The sequence below is a fragment of the Bacillus sp. CGMCC 1.16607 genome (assembly GCF_042683745.1).
Lineage (GTDB): Bacteria > Bacillota > Bacilli > Bacillales > Cytobacillaceae > Pseudoneobacillus.
On the sequence record NZ_JBHUJX010000018.1, the window covers coordinates 373,966 to 392,832 of the forward strand.

16 protein-coding genes are annotated in these 18,867 nt (G+C 36.5%); all 16 read right to left on the reverse strand.

Annotated features, from left to right (window positions below; genetic code table 11):
• Window positions 1-22: 22 nt before the first annotated feature.
• The 16 genes from uvrB to ACFSO7_RS12090 all read right to left on the reverse strand — a co-directional run bounded on the left by uvrB (window position 23) and on the right by ACFSO7_RS12090 (window position 18,865).
• Window positions 23-2,002 (reverse strand): excinuclease ABC subunit UvrB, encoded by a 1,980-nt coding sequence (gene uvrB / locus ACFSO7_RS12015; protein WP_377877551.1) that lies wholly within the window; start codon window positions 2,000-2,002, stop codon window positions 23-25.
• A 253-nt stretch (window positions 2,003-2,255) separates the two neighbouring features.
• The gene (locus ACFSO7_RS12020; RefSeq protein WP_377877552.1) at window positions 2,256-2,750 is read right to left on the reverse strand and encodes a hypothetical protein; all 495 of its coding nucleotides are present in this window, start codon (window positions 2,748-2,750) and stop codon (window positions 2,256-2,258) included.
• 46 nt (window positions 2,751-2,796) lie between these two features.
• Window positions 2,797-4,566, reverse strand: a complete 1,770-nt coding sequence (locus ACFSO7_RS12025) for a gluzincin family metallopeptidase (protein WP_377877553.1) — start codon at window positions 4,564-4,566, stop codon at window positions 2,797-2,799.
• A 23-nt stretch (window positions 4,567-4,589) separates the two neighbouring features.
• The gene (locus ACFSO7_RS12030; protein WP_377877554.1) at window positions 4,590-5,471 is read right to left on the reverse strand and encodes a GNAT family N-acetyltransferase; all 882 of its coding nucleotides are present in this window, start codon (window positions 5,469-5,471) and stop codon (window positions 4,590-4,592) included.
• Window positions 5,472-5,670: 199 nt separating this feature from the next.
• On the reverse strand, window positions 5,671-6,927 hold the full coding sequence (locus ACFSO7_RS12035; RefSeq protein WP_377877555.1) for a GNAT family N-acetyltransferase: 1,257 nt from the start codon (window positions 6,925-6,927) through the stop codon (window positions 5,671-5,673).
• A 4-nt stretch (window positions 6,928-6,931) separates the two neighbouring features.
• Window positions 6,932-7,762: an alpha/beta fold hydrolase gene (locus ACFSO7_RS12040; RefSeq protein WP_377877556.1), complete on the reverse strand. Its 831-nt coding sequence runs from the start codon at window positions 7,760-7,762 to the stop codon at window positions 6,932-6,934.
• A 167-nt stretch (window positions 7,763-7,929) separates the two neighbouring features.
• The gene (locus ACFSO7_RS12045; protein ID WP_377877557.1) at window positions 7,930-9,006 is read right to left on the reverse strand and encodes a M42 family metallopeptidase; all 1,077 of its coding nucleotides are present in this window, start codon (window positions 9,004-9,006) and stop codon (window positions 7,930-7,932) included.
• 163 nt (window positions 9,007-9,169) lie between these two features.
• On the reverse strand, window positions 9,170-9,781 hold the full coding sequence (locus ACFSO7_RS12050; protein WP_377877558.1) for a TetR/AcrR family transcriptional regulator: 612 nt from the start codon (window positions 9,779-9,781) through the stop codon (window positions 9,170-9,172).
• A gap of 154 nt (window positions 9,782-9,935) precedes the next feature.
• Entirely contained in the window at window positions 9,936-11,564 is a 1,629-nt protein-coding gene (locus ACFSO7_RS12055; protein WP_377877559.1) for an ATP-binding protein, read from the reverse strand.
• 155 nt (window positions 11,565-11,719) lie between these two features.
• Window positions 11,720-12,085, reverse strand: a complete 366-nt coding sequence (locus ACFSO7_RS12060; RefSeq protein ID WP_377877641.1) for a YybH family protein — start codon at window positions 12,083-12,085, stop codon at window positions 11,720-11,722.
• Between the two features lie 72 nt (window positions 12,086-12,157).
• Window positions 12,158-12,880: a response regulator transcription factor gene (locus ACFSO7_RS12065; RefSeq protein WP_377877560.1), complete on the reverse strand. Its 723-nt coding sequence runs from the start codon at window positions 12,878-12,880 to the stop codon at window positions 12,158-12,160.
• A 195-nt stretch (window positions 12,881-13,075) separates the two neighbouring features.
• Entirely contained in the window at window positions 13,076-14,107 is a 1,032-nt protein-coding gene (locus ACFSO7_RS12070; RefSeq protein ID WP_377877561.1) for an ABC transporter ATP-binding protein, read from the reverse strand.
• A gap of 2 nt (window positions 14,108-14,109) precedes the next feature.
• Window positions 14,110-15,111 (reverse strand): ABC transporter ATP-binding protein, encoded by a 1,002-nt coding sequence (locus ACFSO7_RS12075; RefSeq protein ID WP_377877562.1) that lies wholly within the window; start codon window positions 15,109-15,111, stop codon window positions 14,110-14,112.
• A 12-nt stretch (window positions 15,112-15,123) separates the two neighbouring features.
• Window positions 15,124-16,038 (reverse strand): oligopeptide ABC transporter permease, encoded by a 915-nt coding sequence (gene opp4C / locus ACFSO7_RS12080; RefSeq protein ID WP_377877563.1) that lies wholly within the window; start codon window positions 16,036-16,038, stop codon window positions 15,124-15,126.
• 15 nt (window positions 16,039-16,053) lie between these two features.
• Complete coding sequence (locus ACFSO7_RS12085; protein ID WP_377877564.1) at window positions 16,054-17,016, reverse strand: ABC transporter permease; 963 nt, start codon at window positions 17,014-17,016, stop codon at window positions 16,054-16,056.
• A 205-nt stretch (window positions 17,017-17,221) separates the two neighbouring features.
• Window positions 17,222-18,865 (reverse strand): ABC transporter substrate-binding protein, encoded by a 1,644-nt coding sequence (locus ACFSO7_RS12090; RefSeq protein ID WP_377877565.1) that lies wholly within the window; start codon window positions 18,863-18,865, stop codon window positions 17,222-17,224.
• Window positions 18,866-18,867: the final 2 nt, after the last annotated feature.

Genomic DNA, 18,867 nt, shown 5'->3' on the forward strand with positions numbered 1-18,867 from the left:
CACTGTCGAATCTTATTTCTATTTAGCTTTCTGCTTTCAGCTCTAATATGAGATCACGGAGCTCGGCTGCACGTTCAAAGTTGAGAGCTTTAGCCGCTTCTTTCATTTCTTTTTCCATATCAGCGATTACTTTTTCTCGTTCTTTCTTCGTCAATTTACCCAATGATGCAGCTGGTTTGTACTCTTCCTGTTCTTCGGCCGCATGGGTTGCTCTAATGACATCACGAATTCCCTTTTGAATCGTTTGTGGGGTAATGCCATGTTTTTCATTGTACTCTTCTTGGATCGCTCGACGGCGTTTCGTCTCGCTGATCGCCACTTCCATTGAGTTTGTCATTTTATCTGCATACATAATGACATGACCATTGGCGTTACGAGCTGCACGGCCAATGGTTTGAATTAAAGATCGCTCTGAACGCAAGAATCCTTCCTTGTCAGCATCTAATATCGCCACAAGTGAAACTTCAGGGATATCGAGTCCTTCACGAAGAAGGTTAATCCCTATGAGCACATCATACTTTCCTAAACGTAAATCACGTATAATTTCAATCCGCTCAAGCGTCTTTACTTCAGAATGAAGGTATTGCACCTTAATACCAATTTCCTTCAAGTAATCAGTTAAGTCTTCTGACATCTTTTTCGTCAAAGTAGTTACTAAAATACGTTCTTTTTTAGCGATTCGGTCATGAATCTCCCCAATTAAATCATCAATTTGTCCTTGAATTGGTCGCACATCAATCTTAGGATCAAGCAATCCTGTTGGACGAATAATTTGCTGAATCATTTCAGGTGAATGCTCCATCTCATACGGCCCTGGTGTTGCCGAAACATACAGGATTTGATTAACATGTTCTTCAAATTCATTAAACATGAGCGGACGATTATCCAATGCGGACGGCAGACGGAATCCATGCTCTACAAGCACTCCTTTACGTGCCTGGTCTCCATTGTACATTCCCCGAATCTGTGGCAATGTTACATGTGACTCATCTACAACAATCAAGGAATCCTTTGGAAAAAAGTCAAGCAGTGTATACGGGGTTGACCCTTCCGGACGGAGCGTTAAATGGCGGGAATAGTTCTCAATTCCAGAACAAAAACCCATCTCCCGCATCATTTCTAAATCATAATTCGTTCGTTGTTGGAGCCTTTGTGCCTCAAGAAGCTTTCCTTTTTCATGAAGCTCCGCTAAACGGACCTCAAGCTCTTTTTCGATATTCTCAATTGCAATTCTCAGCTTTTCTTCACGTGTGACGAAGTGGGATGCCGGGAAAATAGCGACATGTTCACGCTCACCGAGAATTTCACCGGTTAGTGCGTTTACTTCACGAATTCGATCGATTTCATCGCCAAAAAATTCGACACGAATACACTGTTCATCTCGAGATACAGGAAATATTTCCACGACATCCCCACGTACCCGAAACGTCCCCCGTTTAAAATCAATATCATTACGCTCATATTGGATATCCACCAAGCGATGCAGAAGTTGATTCCGTTCAATCTCCATTTCTGTTCGTAGTGAAAGAACCATTTCACGATATTCTTCTGGCGACCCTAAACCGTAAATACAAGAAACACTGGCAATGACGATGACATCTCTTCGCTCAAGTAAAGAAGAGGTAGCAGAGTGACGAAGCTTGTCAATTTCATCATTAATACTTGAATCCTTTTCAATAAAAGTATCGGTCTGTGGGATATAGGCTTCAGGCTGAAAATAGTCGTAGTAACTGACGAAATATTCGACAGCATTGTTAGGAAAAAACTCTTTAAACTCACTGTATAACTGACCAGCAAGTGTTTTATTATGTGCGATGATCAAAGTTGGTTTGTTTGTTTCTTTAATGACATTGGAAACAGTAAAGGTTTTCCCTGTTCCTGTAGCCCCTAGCAAGGTTTGATGACGTTTCCCCTCATTAATACCCTTCACAATTTCTTTAATCGCTGAGGGCTGGTCACCTTGAGGCGAATACTTTGAGACAAGTTCAAACTGATCTTTCAAAAAAACAGCCTCCTGTTCGAAATCGAGAGTGGCGGTACTTTTTCCGTTGAATGTAAGATTAGCCAATCTGAAAAATATAGATTTTTATGGCACCGCTCGTAATATATTATTCACTATCATCATTCTACCACAAAGTATCCAAAACTAACCAATAATATGCGAACGGATATTCGTTTTTTTTTATAAAAGACTTATTTTCCACAAAAAAAATCCAGCCGAAGGGAAATTCGACTGGCAATCTTTCACATTGTTTCTAAATGTTTTTAAACAAGATCGTTTTTAATAGATACATACAGATGATAAATATAATAAAATTTTTCCAGTTCATAACAATCCGATTATTTTTGGGCTGGACAATGCCGAATGCAACAATATTCCAAAACCATTTTTTATCAGTCCATGTTTTCTTTGTTGATGGTTTGTTTTCTCTTTTTTTGTTTTCGTGTCTCGCCCAAAGAATAATAATGACTACATCAAGAACGGAGGCGGCAGAAATGGCAATGATCATAAACCGTTTTGAAGGTCTCCATTTTCCTTCACGTTCTTTCTCTTTTTCTAGCTTTTTCTCTTCATAGGAGTCTAATTCCTTTTGAAAAGTAGTTGAAACCTCACTCTTTTTTTCCTTTACCTCTGTTATACTTTCTGATTTATTTCCTTGATAGGAGAGAGCAAAAAAAATCAATGAGACAATTAAAATCACGTACAATACAAAAAAGCCTAACACTGGGGATTTAAATCGTAGATTCATTTTGGGTACCTTTCTTAAATCACCAGTGGATTCATCCAATAAATGATTATGATTCGGTCAACTCCATGTATCTTTGAATATTCGATTCGATTCGATTAATCGCTTGCTGCCAGAAGTCAGGTTTCGTTAAATCGATGTCAAAATGCTTCATGGATAACTCTTCAACAGAAAGTATACCAGTATCTTTCAAAAGTTCAATATATTTACTTTCAAAATCGTCCCCATACGATTTTGATTGTTCATATAGCCCATTACTAAATAGGAAGCCAAACGTATATACAAAATTATAAAAAGGCTCTTCCACATAATAGAAATGCGGCGTGACAATCCAAAAATAATCTTGATAATGCTCTAATTGGTCACCAAACACTTCTCTCTGTTTTTCAACAACCATTTTCGTTAATTCCGCTGCTGTTGGATTCAATCCTTCCGCTTTCAGACGATAAAATTCGATTTCGAAAAAGAAGTGAAATTGAACATATAGAAGGTATAGTACAGCCGCATTAATTTGCTCCTCTAAGACTTCAAGTTCTTCTTCTTTTGAACTAACATTTTCTGAATCTGTAATGATTAACTCTGAAAGAGTAGAGGCTGTTTCAGCTAGACTCATAGGGTATTTTTGTAATAGCGATGGTTGGTCGAACAATACAGTCCCATGGAAGGTATGCCCTAATTCATGTGCTAAAACCGCTACATCATTAAAGCTTCCATAATAATTAAGAAACACCCTTGACTCCCTACTCACTGGGAAGGCAGCTGCAAATCCTCCTAGTTGCTTATCCACTCTAATTTCAGAATCAATCCATTGATTTTGATAGGATTTCTCAACAAACTTCGAAAAGATCGGAAATTGTTTTTTCGTTTTTTCTAAAATGAATTGAATTCCCTCTTCCAAGCTGTATTGCTTTTGACCGTCATTCTTTTGATCAATAGGGACGAATAGATCGAAATAACTAAGCTTGTCTATGCCAAGTAATTTTGCTTTATGTTTAAAATAGGAATGAAAAATATGATTATTCGATTTAATCGTATCCCACATTGTATTTAAAGTGTGTTGTGAAATCTTATTTAAAATTAGAGGCTCCTTTAGTACTGAATCCCAGCCTCTTTGTTTATATACTTTCATCCTAAATCCAGCAAAATGATTAAGGATCGCCGCAAAAGTTTCCTCATTTTCACGAAGCGTATTTTGTCGTGTATGATGGACTTCTTCCCTAATAATACGATTATTGTCCTTACTATATTTTGAAAGCTCTCCAAGAGTTAATTGTTCCTCTTGAAATTGAAATCTAAGATTGCTAATAGATAATTGGTATAATTCAGCCCACCCTTTATATCCATCAATAGCTAACTCTGATATTAAATTTTCCATTTCAACTGGCAATCGATCTTTCGCATTTTCGCGTAAATGATGTAAGTAAAGGGAAATTCGATCATCATTTAATTCTTTTTCTAGTTCCAAAAAATCTACATCATGTATTTCTATTAAAAAGTTTTGAAAGAGCATTTCCATGAAAGAATGTCTGGTGGAAATTTCGCTTGCCCTTGCATCTAATTGTTGTGCCTTTTCATCTTTTGTATTTTGAGAAACTAGGCAAAGAGTAAACTCAACTAACTCCTCTAATCTCTTTTTTAAGTCCTCCATGGTGTTCAAATAGAAAAAAAACAAGGATTTATTTGCTTTCTCTTCTTTATTCATTAATCTATTAATCTGTTTTTCAATGTCATTATGTAAATCCCTTACAAAATGTTGTAATTCTTCGGAGTCACTATAACCTTGATATAAATTATCTAAATTCCATTTTCCGTTTGACATCTATTACACATCCACATTTTATTCTATAAATTTTTTAGCATATAAACTTGTTTTGCAATTGGAGTGAAACCAATTTTTGTTAGAACATTATGAGTTAATTGACTTCTCTTTAATGGCAAATTCGGAATAACACGTCGAATGTCATCAGTAAATGATCCAAAAACATGATTCAACAGGAAGTGCGTTATTGTTAAAGAATCAGGATGTTCTTGAGAAGCTTCACATTGAAATAAGACGGTTCCAACATGCTTACCTGTCGAATCAATCGACTTGCGATAATAGGCATAGCCGACAACCTCACCATCCTTATCTTTAACCACTACTGCTTCACTGTCTTTTGCGCTTTGCCATTGTGTTTGCCATGGATTCAATCCTTTGTATAAAGCGAGAGATCCAATCTGCTGCGGCAATACTTTTTCAATAGAATAGTTTTCAAATGATTCTTCGAAAGGAGCTTTTGACAGAGCACCTTTCAATTCTAAGTGCTCTAGCTGATCAACCACTTCATAACCCATATTTTCGTATAAAGCGATTGCCTTTTGATTGTCAGCAATTGCTTCTAGAGATGCTAAGGTTACGCCCTCTTCTTTCAAAATTGATAGAGTCGCTTCCATAAGCATCTTTCCAATGCCTTGTTTTCGATAGTCTGTTGCAACACCCGTGCCGCCATTCCATCCCAGCTTCACATCATTGAATGTTCGAACCCCGTTCTTAACGATTCCAATTGGTTGACTGTCTTTAAAAGCGACAAGAGATAAGGTTGGTGACAATCCTTCACTCACTAATCGATTCACAAAATTTTCAACTGAGGTAGTCGCGTCGAAATAATATCCCTCAAAACCGACATTCCATGCTTTAACCCCTTCTTCTAGCGTACATTCTGATAATCTTTTTATTTGAATCATCTTATGCCATCCCTTTCTATATTTAAGTTCTAAATTGCTGATTTCCCTCTTATAGTTTTTACTAATCGATATGAAGGACAAATCCTTCTAAATTAGCAATCAAAATGTCTTTAATATGCACTATGAAGGACATTCCCCTTTTAAAACAATCGAATATCCTTCAAAAGTTTCTTAAAAATAAGATTTAAATAATCTCGTTCTAAAACCCCGTCAAACAGATCGGCTGCTTGCAAGAACCGAAAAACTGTCTCAAGGATTCAAGATAAGCTGGGTCACTTATTTTCAACTTACCATATTGATAGAGAGTGAGAGTCTCAACAGAACCCATAAAAAGTGACGAACAATCTGCAATATCTAATTCAATGTCAAAATCATAGTTTTTCTGTTCAGTTACTTGGAACGCCCCATTCTCCACACGAATTCCAATTGTTTCAGGCTGATTGGACACAAGTGTGTCAATAACGTTCATTTTGAATGAAAACGTTTGATTCGTGTCAATTTTAAACGTCAATTGGCTCAAGAAGAGATTCATATCAATAATTTTGTACATGATTCCCGTACCCGAAGTGTTTGTCTCGTGATAAACGCTTGGGATTAAATGCTTACTTCCATTCGTTGGGTCACTTAGGAGAAATTCAAGAGAATTGTCCTGTGTATTAAGAATTACTCGATGTATTTGATCTGCTTGGCTATGTAAAAATGTGTTGATTTTCGAGAAAGCTGTTGGCGTATTGTAAACCAATTCTTTAACGACAATATTATTCGTTAAGAAATTAGATGGATCTTCACTTTTAAAGGAGAACATGAGATAACCCTCTAACTCCCCGTTATTCATATATCCTACAAATTTAAACGCAGGGTTTTTGAACATCGATTCCAATTCATAGTTTGTTTTAAGCAGACCGCCATGAGTGTTCTCTGCATAGCGATTAAAGCAATTTCTAATCAAATCTTTATGGGATTCATCTAAGAAAACAATTCCTTCTTTTGTGCTAGTGCTTGGAAAACTTAATGGAGCTACTTGATATTGGTTCATCTTTGTCCCATGACCAAAGCCCATTTTTTTATAAAAGCCGGGATTGAAAGGATATAGCATCGCGACGGATGCACCTCTTTCCTGAAAATGGCTGATAAAAAAGGAAATGAGCTCCTTTGCTACCTTTTCTTTTTTATGCAAAAGGTCAACGGCCACAAGACCTACTCCGCCTGCTTCAATCATTCTAGAATACAAGTTCAATTGATAGTAATGAATTCTCATCCCACCCAATAGTTTTCCTTCGCGGAAAAGCCCAAAGAATTTGATAGAATCTTCATTCTCTTGAGTTTGTACAAGATTATTTGTAAATCGCTCTTTGAATTCAGGCGTATTTTGCATAACACCTGGATACGCATTAATCACAATCGATACAAAATCAGAAATTTCTTCACTAGTTAGTTTTCTTATTTGACTGTTCATTTTTTCACTCTCCAAAGTAGTCTATGATCATAGATTGCAAGACATCTGGCTTTTCAACCGCTGTCCAATGTCCACATTCTGAAAGCACTTTTATTTGTACATGTGGAAGATATTTCACAATTAATTCATTCAAATCGTCCGGAGTAATGATATCTGACTCCCCTTGAGCAATTAAGATCGGAATCTCACGTAAATTATCTAAAATAATCAATTGATTATAGTTTTCGATAATGTCCTGACCAAGTACTTGATTCACTTCCGCATTACTCTTTGTTTTCGTTTTACGTTCTAAGGTTTCTGGAGAGTGAACATAATATCGGTCTAAAATTTTGAAAATTTCAGACACCTCAGCTTCTCCTTTTTTATATCTTTCTACCACACTATCAAAGCTCGTCTTATCTTCTGGAGATAATTTATTATTTAATTTCTCCCCAAAGCCTAAATATCCACTTGTTGTTGCTCCGACGGCCGCTGTAAGAAATAGTCGGTTCACATGCTTTGGATATCTAGAGGCATAGGCTAAAGCAAGCATGCTTCCCCACGATTCACCTACTAGATTTAGTTTTTTAATCTCTAACTTTTGACGAAGTTCTTCCAGTGTTTCTACTTCCTCAGAGATCGTATAACTTTTTTTATCTTGAGGCTCCTCGGATTGTCCGCAGCCCCTTTGATCATAAAATACTAATTGAAATTGATTTGCTAATCCTTCTAAATGGGGCAAGAAAAAACGATGTTCTCCACCTGGACCACCATGTAAAAACACTAATGGGGTGCCTTCTCCCATTTTTTTCGTAAAAATATTTAATCCCCTTATCGTTATAAATTCTTCAATCACTTAAAACCCCTCCTCATTTTGAAAATTTGTAATTTTATCATAATACAAATAGACCAATTAGTCACATGATAACTCTTCAAATTTTTATAAAAATACCTCTGCCAACTTAGTTGCAGAGGTTTATGTATGAATGGAAAATTTCCAAAGAGATTCTACTAATTAAAATATTATCTTCTTAAACTATGAAGAGCCGTTTGATCTAATTTCTTTACTAACTCTACGAACAATTGAACAGTATGCTCAAAATCATCTTCATGGATGATCGAAGCATGACTATGAATATATCTGGTTGGAATTAATATTGCTAAGGACGGAACACCATTTCCACTTAAATGTGTACTTCCTGCGTCTGTTCCTCCACCTGACATCGCATCAAACTGGTATGGAATGTTTAATTCCTTAGCTGTTTCAATCACGAGATTCCTTAATTCCTTGTGAGGAACCATCGTTTTATCAAATAATACAATTTGTGGTCCATGACCAATCTTCCCTCTTGCTTGATACGCTTGAACTCCTGGAACATCTCCTGCTACACCCACATCTATCGCAATCGAAATGTCTGGATTGATAAGGTGTGCTGCCGTTTTTGCCCCTCTAAGACCTACCTCTTCTTGTACTGCTCCAACACCGTAAACGATATTTTCATGTGACTGACCTTTAAGCCTTTTCAAAACTTCGATCACAATCGCACAACCTAATCGGTTGTCCCAAGCTTTAGCCATTAGATGTTTAGGGTTTTTCATGACGGTGAAAGGACAAATAGGGGCAATCGTATCACCTAGTTGAACACCGAACTCTAGAGCCTCAGCCTTGGATGTAGCACCAATATCAATGAACATATCCTTTATCTCTACTACTTTATTTCTTTCTGCATCTGACAGAATATGTGGAGGTTTAGAACCTATTACACCAGTAATTTCACCGTTTTCAGTCACAATATTGACCCGTTGTGCCAACATAACTTGCGACCACCAACCACCTAAAGGCATAAACTTTAAAAATCCATCCTCCGTAATATCAGATACTAAAAATCCCACTTCATCGAGATGGGAGGTGATCATGACTTTTGGACCTGATTCATTCCCTGTTTTTACAGCAATAAGACTGCCAAGGTTATCGTAGGTTATTTCATCGGCGTATGGTTCAATATATTTTTCCATGACCTGTCTCGCCTGCTTTTCATCCCCAACAACACCAGCGACCTCAGTTAATTCTTTGAACATCCAATACTGATTTTCTGTCATAGTTTCTCCTCCTAAAAATAAAACGACTATTTAGTTTATATAATTAAAACATAGCAGCCAATTTTCTTCAAGATATTTCCGCAGAATATTTCATTTTTTTGAATATTTTAATTAGTATTTAAAACAAAAAGAAAAAAGGCAAATTCATCTGCCTTTTTCATGGTTACAGCTTTATTCTGTTATAAAACATGACTTGCATTTCCTTTAACACTTCATGATATGGATAATCTTCATAGACGGTTTGAGCTAAAAGACCATCCATCATCGTCCAAAAAAGGTCTGCAAAAACTTCTGGTTTATTTTCCTTTATCAGTTCACCATTTTGTTGACCTTGGCGAATAATTTCGGTTAGTAGTCCCAAAAAATATGTGTGTCGGCGTTTCGTTAAGATATCATTTACCTCTTTATTTCTAGAAGAATGTAGCTTAAATTCGAAACTTACAACAATTTCACCTAAATCCGCTTCATTATAGGGAAATGTTGTGTCATAAATGGAAAACAAGTAATCAAGTTTTTCAGAAGTAGTCTTGTATTCATCAATCGCTTTTTTAATTTCATTAAAGTTATTTTCTGTTTTTTGACTCATTAATTCTAAATAAATTTCTTCTTTGCTTTTAAAGTAATTGTAGATAGCTCCTTTACTAATTCCGGACTGAGCAACAATATCATCTACAGTGGATGTTTCAAAACCTTTTTTTGCAAAACAAATAAGAGCACTTTCAAGAATTTCTTGTTTTCTTTTTTCTTTATAACTATCTGATACGATCGGCGTCATTATTACCTCCTGTATTTATAAATTAATTATGTATAATTAGCTACTCATCCCTATTTAAACATAATAAATTCATTCTTACAATATGGTGTACAGTTAAGAACAGCTTAAATGACAGTCATTTTTCGGCATATGAGTTGTAAGATAGTCATTGGCGTTATTGTGATATAGGCAATATTATGGTGATATGAGTTCCTTTTCCTTTCGTGCTGTTTATTTGTATCGTTCCTCTCATTTTTCCTATGATATGATAGACCGTTACGATACCCATTCCTGTACCTTTCACTTTTGTTGAGTAGAAGAGCGTACCCAGTCTGCTTATTTCTTCTTCAGTCATTCCTATTCCTGAATCAATGATTTCAAAAACTAAATTAGAACTTTGTTCATAGGCACGTACTGTCAAAATTCCACCCTTCTCCATTGCTTCCACTGAATTTTGTAGAATATTTAGTAATACTTGCTTAATATCCGTTTTACTTCCGGAGAAAGTTAATGAATCCTCTATTTCTACATTTACATGAATGTTGGAAATAGAATGAAATTGAACTAATCCGAGGACCGTTTTAACTACCTCACTTACACGGAATGTTTGTATGGAGTAATGGTTAGGCTTTGAAAAATCAATAAACTCTCCTATTTTATATTCAATGGTCTTAATTTCCTGCAACATTAGATCAATAGCTTCTCTTTTCTTATCGTCTGGGTCTAACACAAGAAAATATTGCAAATAGCCTTTAATCGTTGTTAACGGATTCATAATTTCATGTGCTAAAACTGCCCCTAATTGACTAATCGCATTCATTTTATCCGTACTTTGTATCTTTTCAATTAACAACGTTTTTTCTTTAATATGTTGAACGACGTCCAAAGCTTCGCTAATTGTTCCACCTGTACGAATTTCTATAACCTCATTAGCCCCCTTTACGAAGGAAATTTTCTCATTAAATATCGTTGCGGTGATATTCAATGTAGCAAAAAGGCGCTTAATTTCTCTTGCCATGACATTAAAATTTTCCGTAAGTTCCTTTAATTCACCTATATGATTATTCGGTATTTCAACTTCAAAATTTCCAGTGCTGACTTGTTTGATTCCTTTTAGTAATTGTGAAAGGGGAACAAAGATTTTTCTTAACCCAATGTATTGGATGGAAATCGTAACAGTTAGTAAAATAAATAAAAAAATAAATAAAGATACAATCAGTTCACTTTGTCCTTTTTCTAGAATACTGGCACTCATGTCGATGGCAAAAATCGCCATTACTTTTCCATTATCATTAAGAATAGGATGTAAGGTCGTAATCCAAGAACCAAATGCGTCTGTATAAACTCCAGTATGTGCCACTTGTTTTGTCTTAAGTAATATTTTTGCCGCCTTTAGCCACTCTTTAGGCTGCTCATATTCCTCTCCCATTTTTATTCCTGCATCTAATATATTCTCTGGATTAGCCATCGCAATAGTTTTATTTCCATCTATAATTTCTGCTTTAAAGAAATAGGCTTGACCAATATTTTTATTGGTGTCTGACAGGAGTGTCAGCTGTTGAATTAATTTTTGATTCATTGGCGATTCTAGGCGATAATCAATCTGACCATTTTTGATTTCTTCTAAATCCATTAGTTTAATCCACGTATTTCCAATTTCAATCGCTTGATTAACTAAATTTTCTTTAAGAATTTTTTTTTGAATATTTAAACTCGTTGTGAAAAAACTGACTGATGAAAAAATAATAATGACGACTGAGAACATGAGATTTTTAGTGAAAATAGAGATGGCTTTTTTAGGCATACACTTATTCCTTTATTGAAATTTTTCTATAAATAATGAATTTTTAATAATGGGGAAAGAGTTTTAAACAATGCGGAAATATTTTTCTTATGAGGTTGGTTATCTAACCCAAATTAGCCCCGTTTTACCCGAGGCTAAGGGGTGGGTGCGAATTTCTAAGCTGATGGACTTAAATGTTCATGAATTAATTTCCATTCATTGTCCATTTTACTAAAAATATTTGTTGCATTTCCTGATCCACTTACAAGATTTCCATTGTAATAGCCTTCCCAATGATAGGTATAAAGGCAAGTGGCAAGGTTTTGATCAATCGCGATCCAATTAACTTTTGAAATACTGTACTTTTCATCCTTAATCAGATTCCAAGTATTATTAAAATAACCCTCTATCTCATCAAAAGTAGAGTATTCCTTTTCTTTAAACCAATAAATCGCATCTGGTGAGACGTATTTTGCCACATTCGTAAAGTCATGTGTATTTGTTGCGTGTATATATCCCTCTAATGCATGTTGGACATCCATCATTTACACCTCCCTTCTATATAAAAAAAGTAAAACATATCCATGACTGAAAGACTAGCAATTTGCTAGTCTCTATTCTACTGCTAATTTCAAAGGTGTTTCTCCCCCGCGAATCTCGTCGAATTGGAGCTTGTGACCAATACCCCAAACTGTTTTAATCGTAAGGTTAATATGGTTTTGCTTTAGTTTCTTTCGTAGACGATTTAGATGCGTATCAATAATTCGATCATCATCTATTTGAGAGTAACTCCATACGACATTAAGCAATTTCTCTCTAGTCACAACGGCATTTTTGTTTTTCGCAAGAATCCATAATATATGAAATTCCTTTTTGGTAAAATTCAATTCTTTTTTCCCATATAAAACTTTACAATCACTTCGATTCAAAAGGAGCTTGCCAAACCGAAATTCTTCCTCGTTATCATAACGTTTCATCACTTCATGATTAAGCGATACTTTAATTTTACAAAGAAGGACAGGATTACTGATTGGAAATTCATATACTTCAAAAGCACCAGCATGATAAAACTGAATCTTTTGATCCTCAGTTAACGTTTTTCCGACAATAATAATGATCGTGTCCATTTTTTCACGGATTTGACGACATAATTCTAAACTGTCTACATTTGTCAACGAATGATTGATGATGATGACATTCGGACACCATTCAATCGCATTGATCAATCCCTGCAACCCATTATTGTAGAACTTTACAGAGAAATAAGCTTCAAAGAAATGAAATAGGCTTGAAGTGCTTTGACTATTTTCTTCTATTATTAACATTTTCTTTTCCATACTTAAACCTCCCTCATGCATATAAAGTGAAACTTCCATCAGTGGGGGTTTTCTTCATCCCCCATTGATGGTTAGTTGAACTAATCGGACCTTTACGGGCAGTTGATCCCCCACCTATCTTCTTTGTTCACTCAGAATCTTGAATTGGGGGTCTTACTGCCCGTTAAGAGTGGGATAAACTATCATTATCCACTTCTAAGCTAGTGGATAATGACAGGCAACGAAATGGTTATCATTTGCTTGAACAAACTTAGGTATTTCCTCACGACATTTCGGCTGGGCATATGGACAACGCGTATGGAAGGTGCAGCCTGAAGGTGGATTGATTGGGCTCGGTACATCCCCTTCTAAGATAATTTTGGGTTTATCGCGTAATTTCGGATTCGGTATAGGGTTCGCCGAAATGAGCGCTTGCGTATACGGATGCTTAGGTGATTCAAACAATGTATCTGAATCGGTTAACTCAACCATTTTCCCTAAATACATGACCCCAACGCGGTCACTTATGTGACGAACAATATTTAATCCATGTGAAATAAATAAGTACGTTAAGCCTAATTGGTCTTGAAGATCCTCAAGTAAATTAACTACTTGTGATTGAATTGAAACGTCGAGAGCCGAAACGGGCTCATCCAAAACAATAAGCTTTGGATTTAAAGCAAGAGCACGCGCAATTCCGATCCGTTGCCTTTGCCCACCACTGAATTCATGAGGATAGCGTCTCATATGAAATGGTCTTAAACCGACAAGTTCAAGCAGTTCCTTTACTCGATCTTCACGTTCTTGTGCGTTACCCATTCCATGGATTTTAAGAACACGAGCAATCGTTTCCCCTACACTTAATCTAGGATTAAGTGAAGAAAATGGATCTTGGAAAATAAGCTGCATATCACGTCTTAATGATCTTAATTCAGTTTCAGGTAAACTAAGTACATCCCTTCCTTCAAAGGTGACTTTACCACTTGTTGCGTTAAGTAATCGTAAAAGGGCACGACCAGTCGTTGATTTTCCACAACCACTTTCTCCTACTAAACCTAGTGTTTCACCTCTGAATATATCAAAGCTTACACCATCAACGGCTTTGACATGACCTTGGGTTCGGCCAAGAAGACCACCTTTTATTGGGAAATGCATTTTTACATCTTCTACTTTTAATAAAATGTCCTTCGGATTTTTAGTACCGACATCATTTTTGATATTAACTGGTTCAACTACTCCACTTACCATATTTACGCCTCCCAACGATCGGTGTATTTCCAGCAGCGCACTACTTCGTCATCACTTAATTTTTGTATTTCTGGCATTTCCTGATGACATAATGCTGTTGCATACTCACAACGGTCCGCAAAACGGCAACCAGGAGGAAGATTTAATGGATTCGGAACAACTCCATCAATCGCATAAAGCTTACCTATACGTTTTTCAGAGCTTGGCATCGATTTAAGTAAGCCTTCTGTGTATGGATGCTTCGGTTTATCAAAAAGGGTAAAGATATCAGCCTGTTCCACTACTTGACCGGCGTACATAACGACTACACGATCTGCCATTTCCGCAACAACCCCAAGATCATGGGTGATCAACATTATCGACATATTCGATTTTTCCTTTAAATTCTTCATTAATTGAAGAATTTGGTTCTGAATCGTTACATCGAGTGCAGTTGTCGGCTCATCGGCAATTAGTAACTCTGGATGACAAGCTAGGGCAATCGCAATCATCACACGCTGTCTCATCCCACCGCTTAGTTCATGCGGATACTGATTCACCCTACGTTCTGGTTCAGGAATTCCAACTAAAGTCAAAAGATTAATAGCTTCTTGTATAGCCTCTTTTTTATTTTTCTTTTGATGAAGTATGATTGTTTCAGAAATTTGGTCGCCAACCTTGTACACAGGGTTTAATGATGTCATCGGCTCTTGAAAAATCATCGAAATTCGGTTTCCACGAATGGAGCGCATTTCAGCATCAGACTTTTCTATTAAGCTTTCACCATGGAACTGAATATCTCCCTCGACTATTTTCCCTGGAGGTGAGGGAATCAATCTCATAATCGATAGTGATGTCACACTTTTTCCGCTTCCTGATTCTCCAACAATGGCTAGCGTCTCTCCCTTTTTCACTTCAAAGCTAACCCCATCAATAGCAGGAACGGTTCCATCTTCTGTATAAAAATAGGTTTTAAGATTTTCAACTGAGACTAATGTTTCTGTTTTTATTTTTGTAGTTGACATGGTCGGTTTCTCCTATTCTTTCATTCTTGGATCAAGAGCGTCACGAAGACCATCACCAATAAAGTTCACGGCTAAAACAGTTAAGATAATAAAGGAGCCTGGGAATAGAACGATCCAAATATAATCCATTACCGTTGTTAGTTCTTGGGCATTGGTTAACATATTTCCCCAGCTTGGTGTAGGTGGTTGAATTCCTAAACCAAGAAAGCTTAGTGCAGATTCGGCTAATATGTTATTAGCAATATCTAAAGTAGCAATTACTGTAATCGGTGCAATTGCATTCGGCAAGACGTGATAGAAAATAATACTTGATTTCTTTTCTCCTGTTGCTCTCGCAGCCTCCACGTAATCCCGTTTCTTAATTGATAAAATTTCCCCACGAACGATACGTGCCATCCCCGTCCAACCGAAGGCACTTAGCACAAGTACAGTAGACCATAATGAAGGCGTGATAAGAGCAGCAACGATTAGTAATAAGAAAAACACCGGAATCGATTGGATCGCATCGACGATACGCATCATCAAATTATCCACAGCTCCACCAAAATAGCCAGATACAGCTCCGTAAACGATACCGATTGAAACCGTACAAATCATCGCTAGTAAGGCTACGCTAAGAGAAATTCTTGCACCGAATAAAATTCGTGTCCACACATCTCCACCCATGGAATCTGTTCCCATAATATGCTTTTTACTTGGTGCTAGGAATTGGTCTAAAATATCATAAACATCTGGTGAATACGGAGTTAATAATGGTGCGAAGATCGCTAAAAAGCACATGATCAAAAACACCACTAGTCCCACAACCGCTAATTTATTCTTCCGATAACGACGCCAAATAATCGTTGCTCTACTTTCAATCTTATATTCTTTTTCTGTTGACTTCATTTGAACATGATTATTAACTGATGGATTTGGAATCCCCATTCTTTGTACTCCTCTCTAGTTCTTACCTAACTGAATACGCGGATCGACTATTGCATAGAAAATGTCTGCAATTAAATTGGAAAACACGACCATAACACCAGCAATCATTGTCGTCCCCATAATGACTTGATAGTCTCGTATAAAGATCGCATTGACGGTTAATCTCCCCATCCCTGGCCATGCAAATAGCTGCTCAATAAATAGAGCGCCACCAAATAATGCAGGCAACTGTAAAGCGATAATCGTGATAATTGGAATTAAAGCATTTCGTAAGGCGTGTTTGAAAATAACCTTTCCTTCTGATAAACCTTTTGCTCTTGCTGTTCTGACAAAATCTTGTTTAATTACCTCTAGCATACTTGAACGCATATAGCGGGACTTCGAAGCAATTAATCCAAAAGCTAGAGTTAATGATGGCAATATTAAATGATGGATTCGGTCCCATAAATCAAAGGCATCAAAATTCTCTCTCATACCTGATGCTGGGAACCAGTTTAAATTTAATGAGAAAACAAGAATCACCACAAGCGCAATAAAAAACGGTGGAACAGCGATCCCTAAAAATGAGTAAAAAGTAAAAAAATAGTCAAATATCGAGTATTTCTTAATGGCAGAGTAGATTCCAATTGGAATGGCAATGATGATGGAAATAAGAATGGCAACGGACATTAATAATAATGTGGCAGGTACCCTTTGTAAAATTTTCTCCATAACTGGTTGACCATCTTGGAAGGAGTACCCCAAATTCCCCTCTAACACCAATAACTTCAGCCATTTATAGTATTGAACATAAATGGGTTGGTCGACTCCTAATTGATCTTTGATAGCAGAAAGATCCTGCTCACCGCCAGATTCTGGATTTTGATACATGGCGGTCGGATCTCCAGGTGCGAGAGACATCAGTAAAAATGAGATTATTGAAATAATTAATAACAGAGGAATCGCCTGAAGTGTTCTTCGAATAATATATTTAGTCAAAGGTCTCACTACTTTCTGTTTAACTTGTTTTATATGATTTATTCTTGCAGCTTCTATTTAAATAGAAGACTTTCTTTCAAGGTAAGTTAAAAAATACAATGAGAAGATAAGATTTTCTATTTTTAATAATGCTCTTAATTTTTCATTCTATTAAAAAGAGAACCGCTAGCGATTCCAGTCGCTAACGGCCGCTTCAATTTGTCAACTATTTTCTTTTCTTTGGATCTCCCCAATACCAATCTTGTAAATTGAACATAGCGTTACCTAGAGACGTTTTAATACCTTTTAGATCCTTATCAAGACCCATGTTTCTCATTGGATGTACGGTCCAAATTAATGTGGCATCTTCAGCCATATATTTGTGCATATCTTGGTACATCTTAATACGCTTATTGCGATCTTCTTCTTTTAAGTAATCATCTAACCACTTATCGATTTTTGGATTTGAGACACGGTTACGGTTATTCCCTATACCCGTACCAGCTTTAGGAATACCATCTGTATGGAAGAAACCTCTGTGCTCAACATTTCCATCATATCCAGACCAACCTAAAGTATAGGTATCAAGCTCACCAGCAGCATATCTGTCAAGGAAAATCGACCACTCTAAACCACGAACGTTCAGCTTCACACCTAGTTTGCCCCAGTTTTGTTGTGCAAGTAATCCGACTTTCTCTCGCACTTTGTTTCCGTTGTTGAAGTAGAAATCAAATTCCATCTTTTTGCCGTCTTTTTGACGTACACCGTCTTTCATTTTCCAGCCAGCTTTATCTAGTAATTCAGCTGCTTTCTTAAGATCAAATGGAAGTGGCTTAACCGCTTTATTGTATTGTGGAATTTTCGGATGAAACGGACCAGTCGCAACATATGCTTTACCTAACATTAATTTGGAAACGATTGATTGCCGATCTAAACCATAAGTTAAAGCTAGACGTACATCCTTATCATTAAATGGTGCTTTTTGATAATTGAAACCAATAAAGTCAAATTGACCAAAATCCCATTTCGTTATCTTAAGATCCTTATCTTTCGCTACCTGTGCAACTGTTGCTGGGGTTAATGCTTCAACCCAGTCAACATCACCTTTAATTAAGTTAATTGCTTCCACGTTTGCATCAGGAAGAATACGTGTTACTACTTCATCCATATATGGACGACCATTCCAATGGTCTTTGTTTGCTACTACTACGATGCGCTCATCCGTTCTCCACTCTTTAAATTTGAATGGACCTGTACCAATTGGGTTACGGTGAATTTTCGTATTATTATTAAAATCTTCTACACCTTTAGGAAATTGGTGTTTAGGTATAATTGACGCTGCAGCAAAGATTCTTGGAACGATCATTGCGTTTGGTTCTTTTAATTTAAACGTTACTTTATATGGATCAACCTTTTTCACTTCACCAATAGATTTGAAGTTGGAAATATAACTATTGATTGATTTTGGATTCATAAACATATTATATGAGAATACGACATCATCAGCTGTAAAAGGCTTACCATCATGCCATTTAACGCCTTTACGAAGTTCAAATGTATACGTTTGTGTTGCTTTATTAAATGACCATTTTGTTGCTAGACCGGGAATAGGATTTCCTTGTTGGTCAACACCCAATAATGCTTCAAAAAGCATTCCTTGAATATCACTTGATGCTGAATCAGATGTTGTATACGGGATTAATCTTACAGCATCGGAGAACGATGTTACTACCACTTTTCCCCCAACTTTTTTAGGATCAAAACCAGGTCTTGCTGCATCTGCTTTATCAGCACCTAAGAATGTGAATCCGCTGAAAGCAACTGTTGATGCTATTGCTGTCATTGCTAATTTCTTATTGAAATTTTGCATCA

Coding starts and splice junctions, on each gene's coding strand:
- ACFSO7_RS12020 (WP_377877552.1), bottom strand. CDS start 2,750: ATGAATCTACGATTTAAATCCCCAGTGTTAGGCTTTTTTGTATTGTAC.
- ACFSO7_RS12025 (WP_377877553.1), bottom strand. CDS start 4,566: ATGTCAAACGGAAAATGGAATTTAGATAATTTATATCAAGGTTATAGT.
- ACFSO7_RS12030 (WP_377877554.1), bottom strand. CDS start 5,471: ATGATTCAAATAAAAAGATTATCAGAATGTACGCTAGAAGAAGGGGTT.
- ACFSO7_RS12035 (WP_377877555.1), bottom strand. CDS start 6,927: ATGAACAGTCAAATAAGAAAACTAACTAGTGAAGAAATTTCTGATTTT.
- ACFSO7_RS12045 (WP_377877557.1), bottom strand. CDS start 9,006: ATGACAGAAAATCAGTATTGGATGTTCAAAGAATTAACTGAGGTCGCT.
- ACFSO7_RS12050 (WP_377877558.1), bottom strand. CDS start 9,781: ATGACGCCGATCGTATCAGATAGTTATAAAGAAAAAAGAAAACAAGAA.
- ACFSO7_RS12055 (WP_377877559.1), bottom strand. CDS start 11,564: ATGCCTAAAAAAGCCATCTCTATTTTCACTAAAAATCTCATGTTCTCA.
- ACFSO7_RS12060 (WP_377877641.1), bottom strand. CDS start 12,085: ATGGATGTCCAACATGCATTAGAGGGATATATACACGCAACAAATACA.
- ACFSO7_RS12065 (WP_377877560.1), bottom strand. CDS start 12,880: ATGGAAAAGAAAATGTTAATAATAGAAGAAAATAGTCAAAGCACTTCA.
- ACFSO7_RS12070 (WP_377877561.1), bottom strand. CDS start 14,107: ATGGTAAGTGGAGTAGTTGAACCAGTTAATATCAAAAATGATGTCGGT.
- ACFSO7_RS12075 (WP_377877562.1), bottom strand. CDS start 15,111: ATGTCAACTACAAAAATAAAAACAGAAACATTAGTCTCAGTTGAAAAT.
- opp4C (WP_377877563.1), bottom strand. CDS start 16,038: ATGGGGATTCCAAATCCATCAGTTAATAATCATGTTCAAATGAAGTCA.
- ACFSO7_RS12090 (WP_377877565.1), bottom strand. CDS start 18,865: ATGCAAAATTTCAATAAGAAATTAGCAATGACAGCAATAGCATCAACA.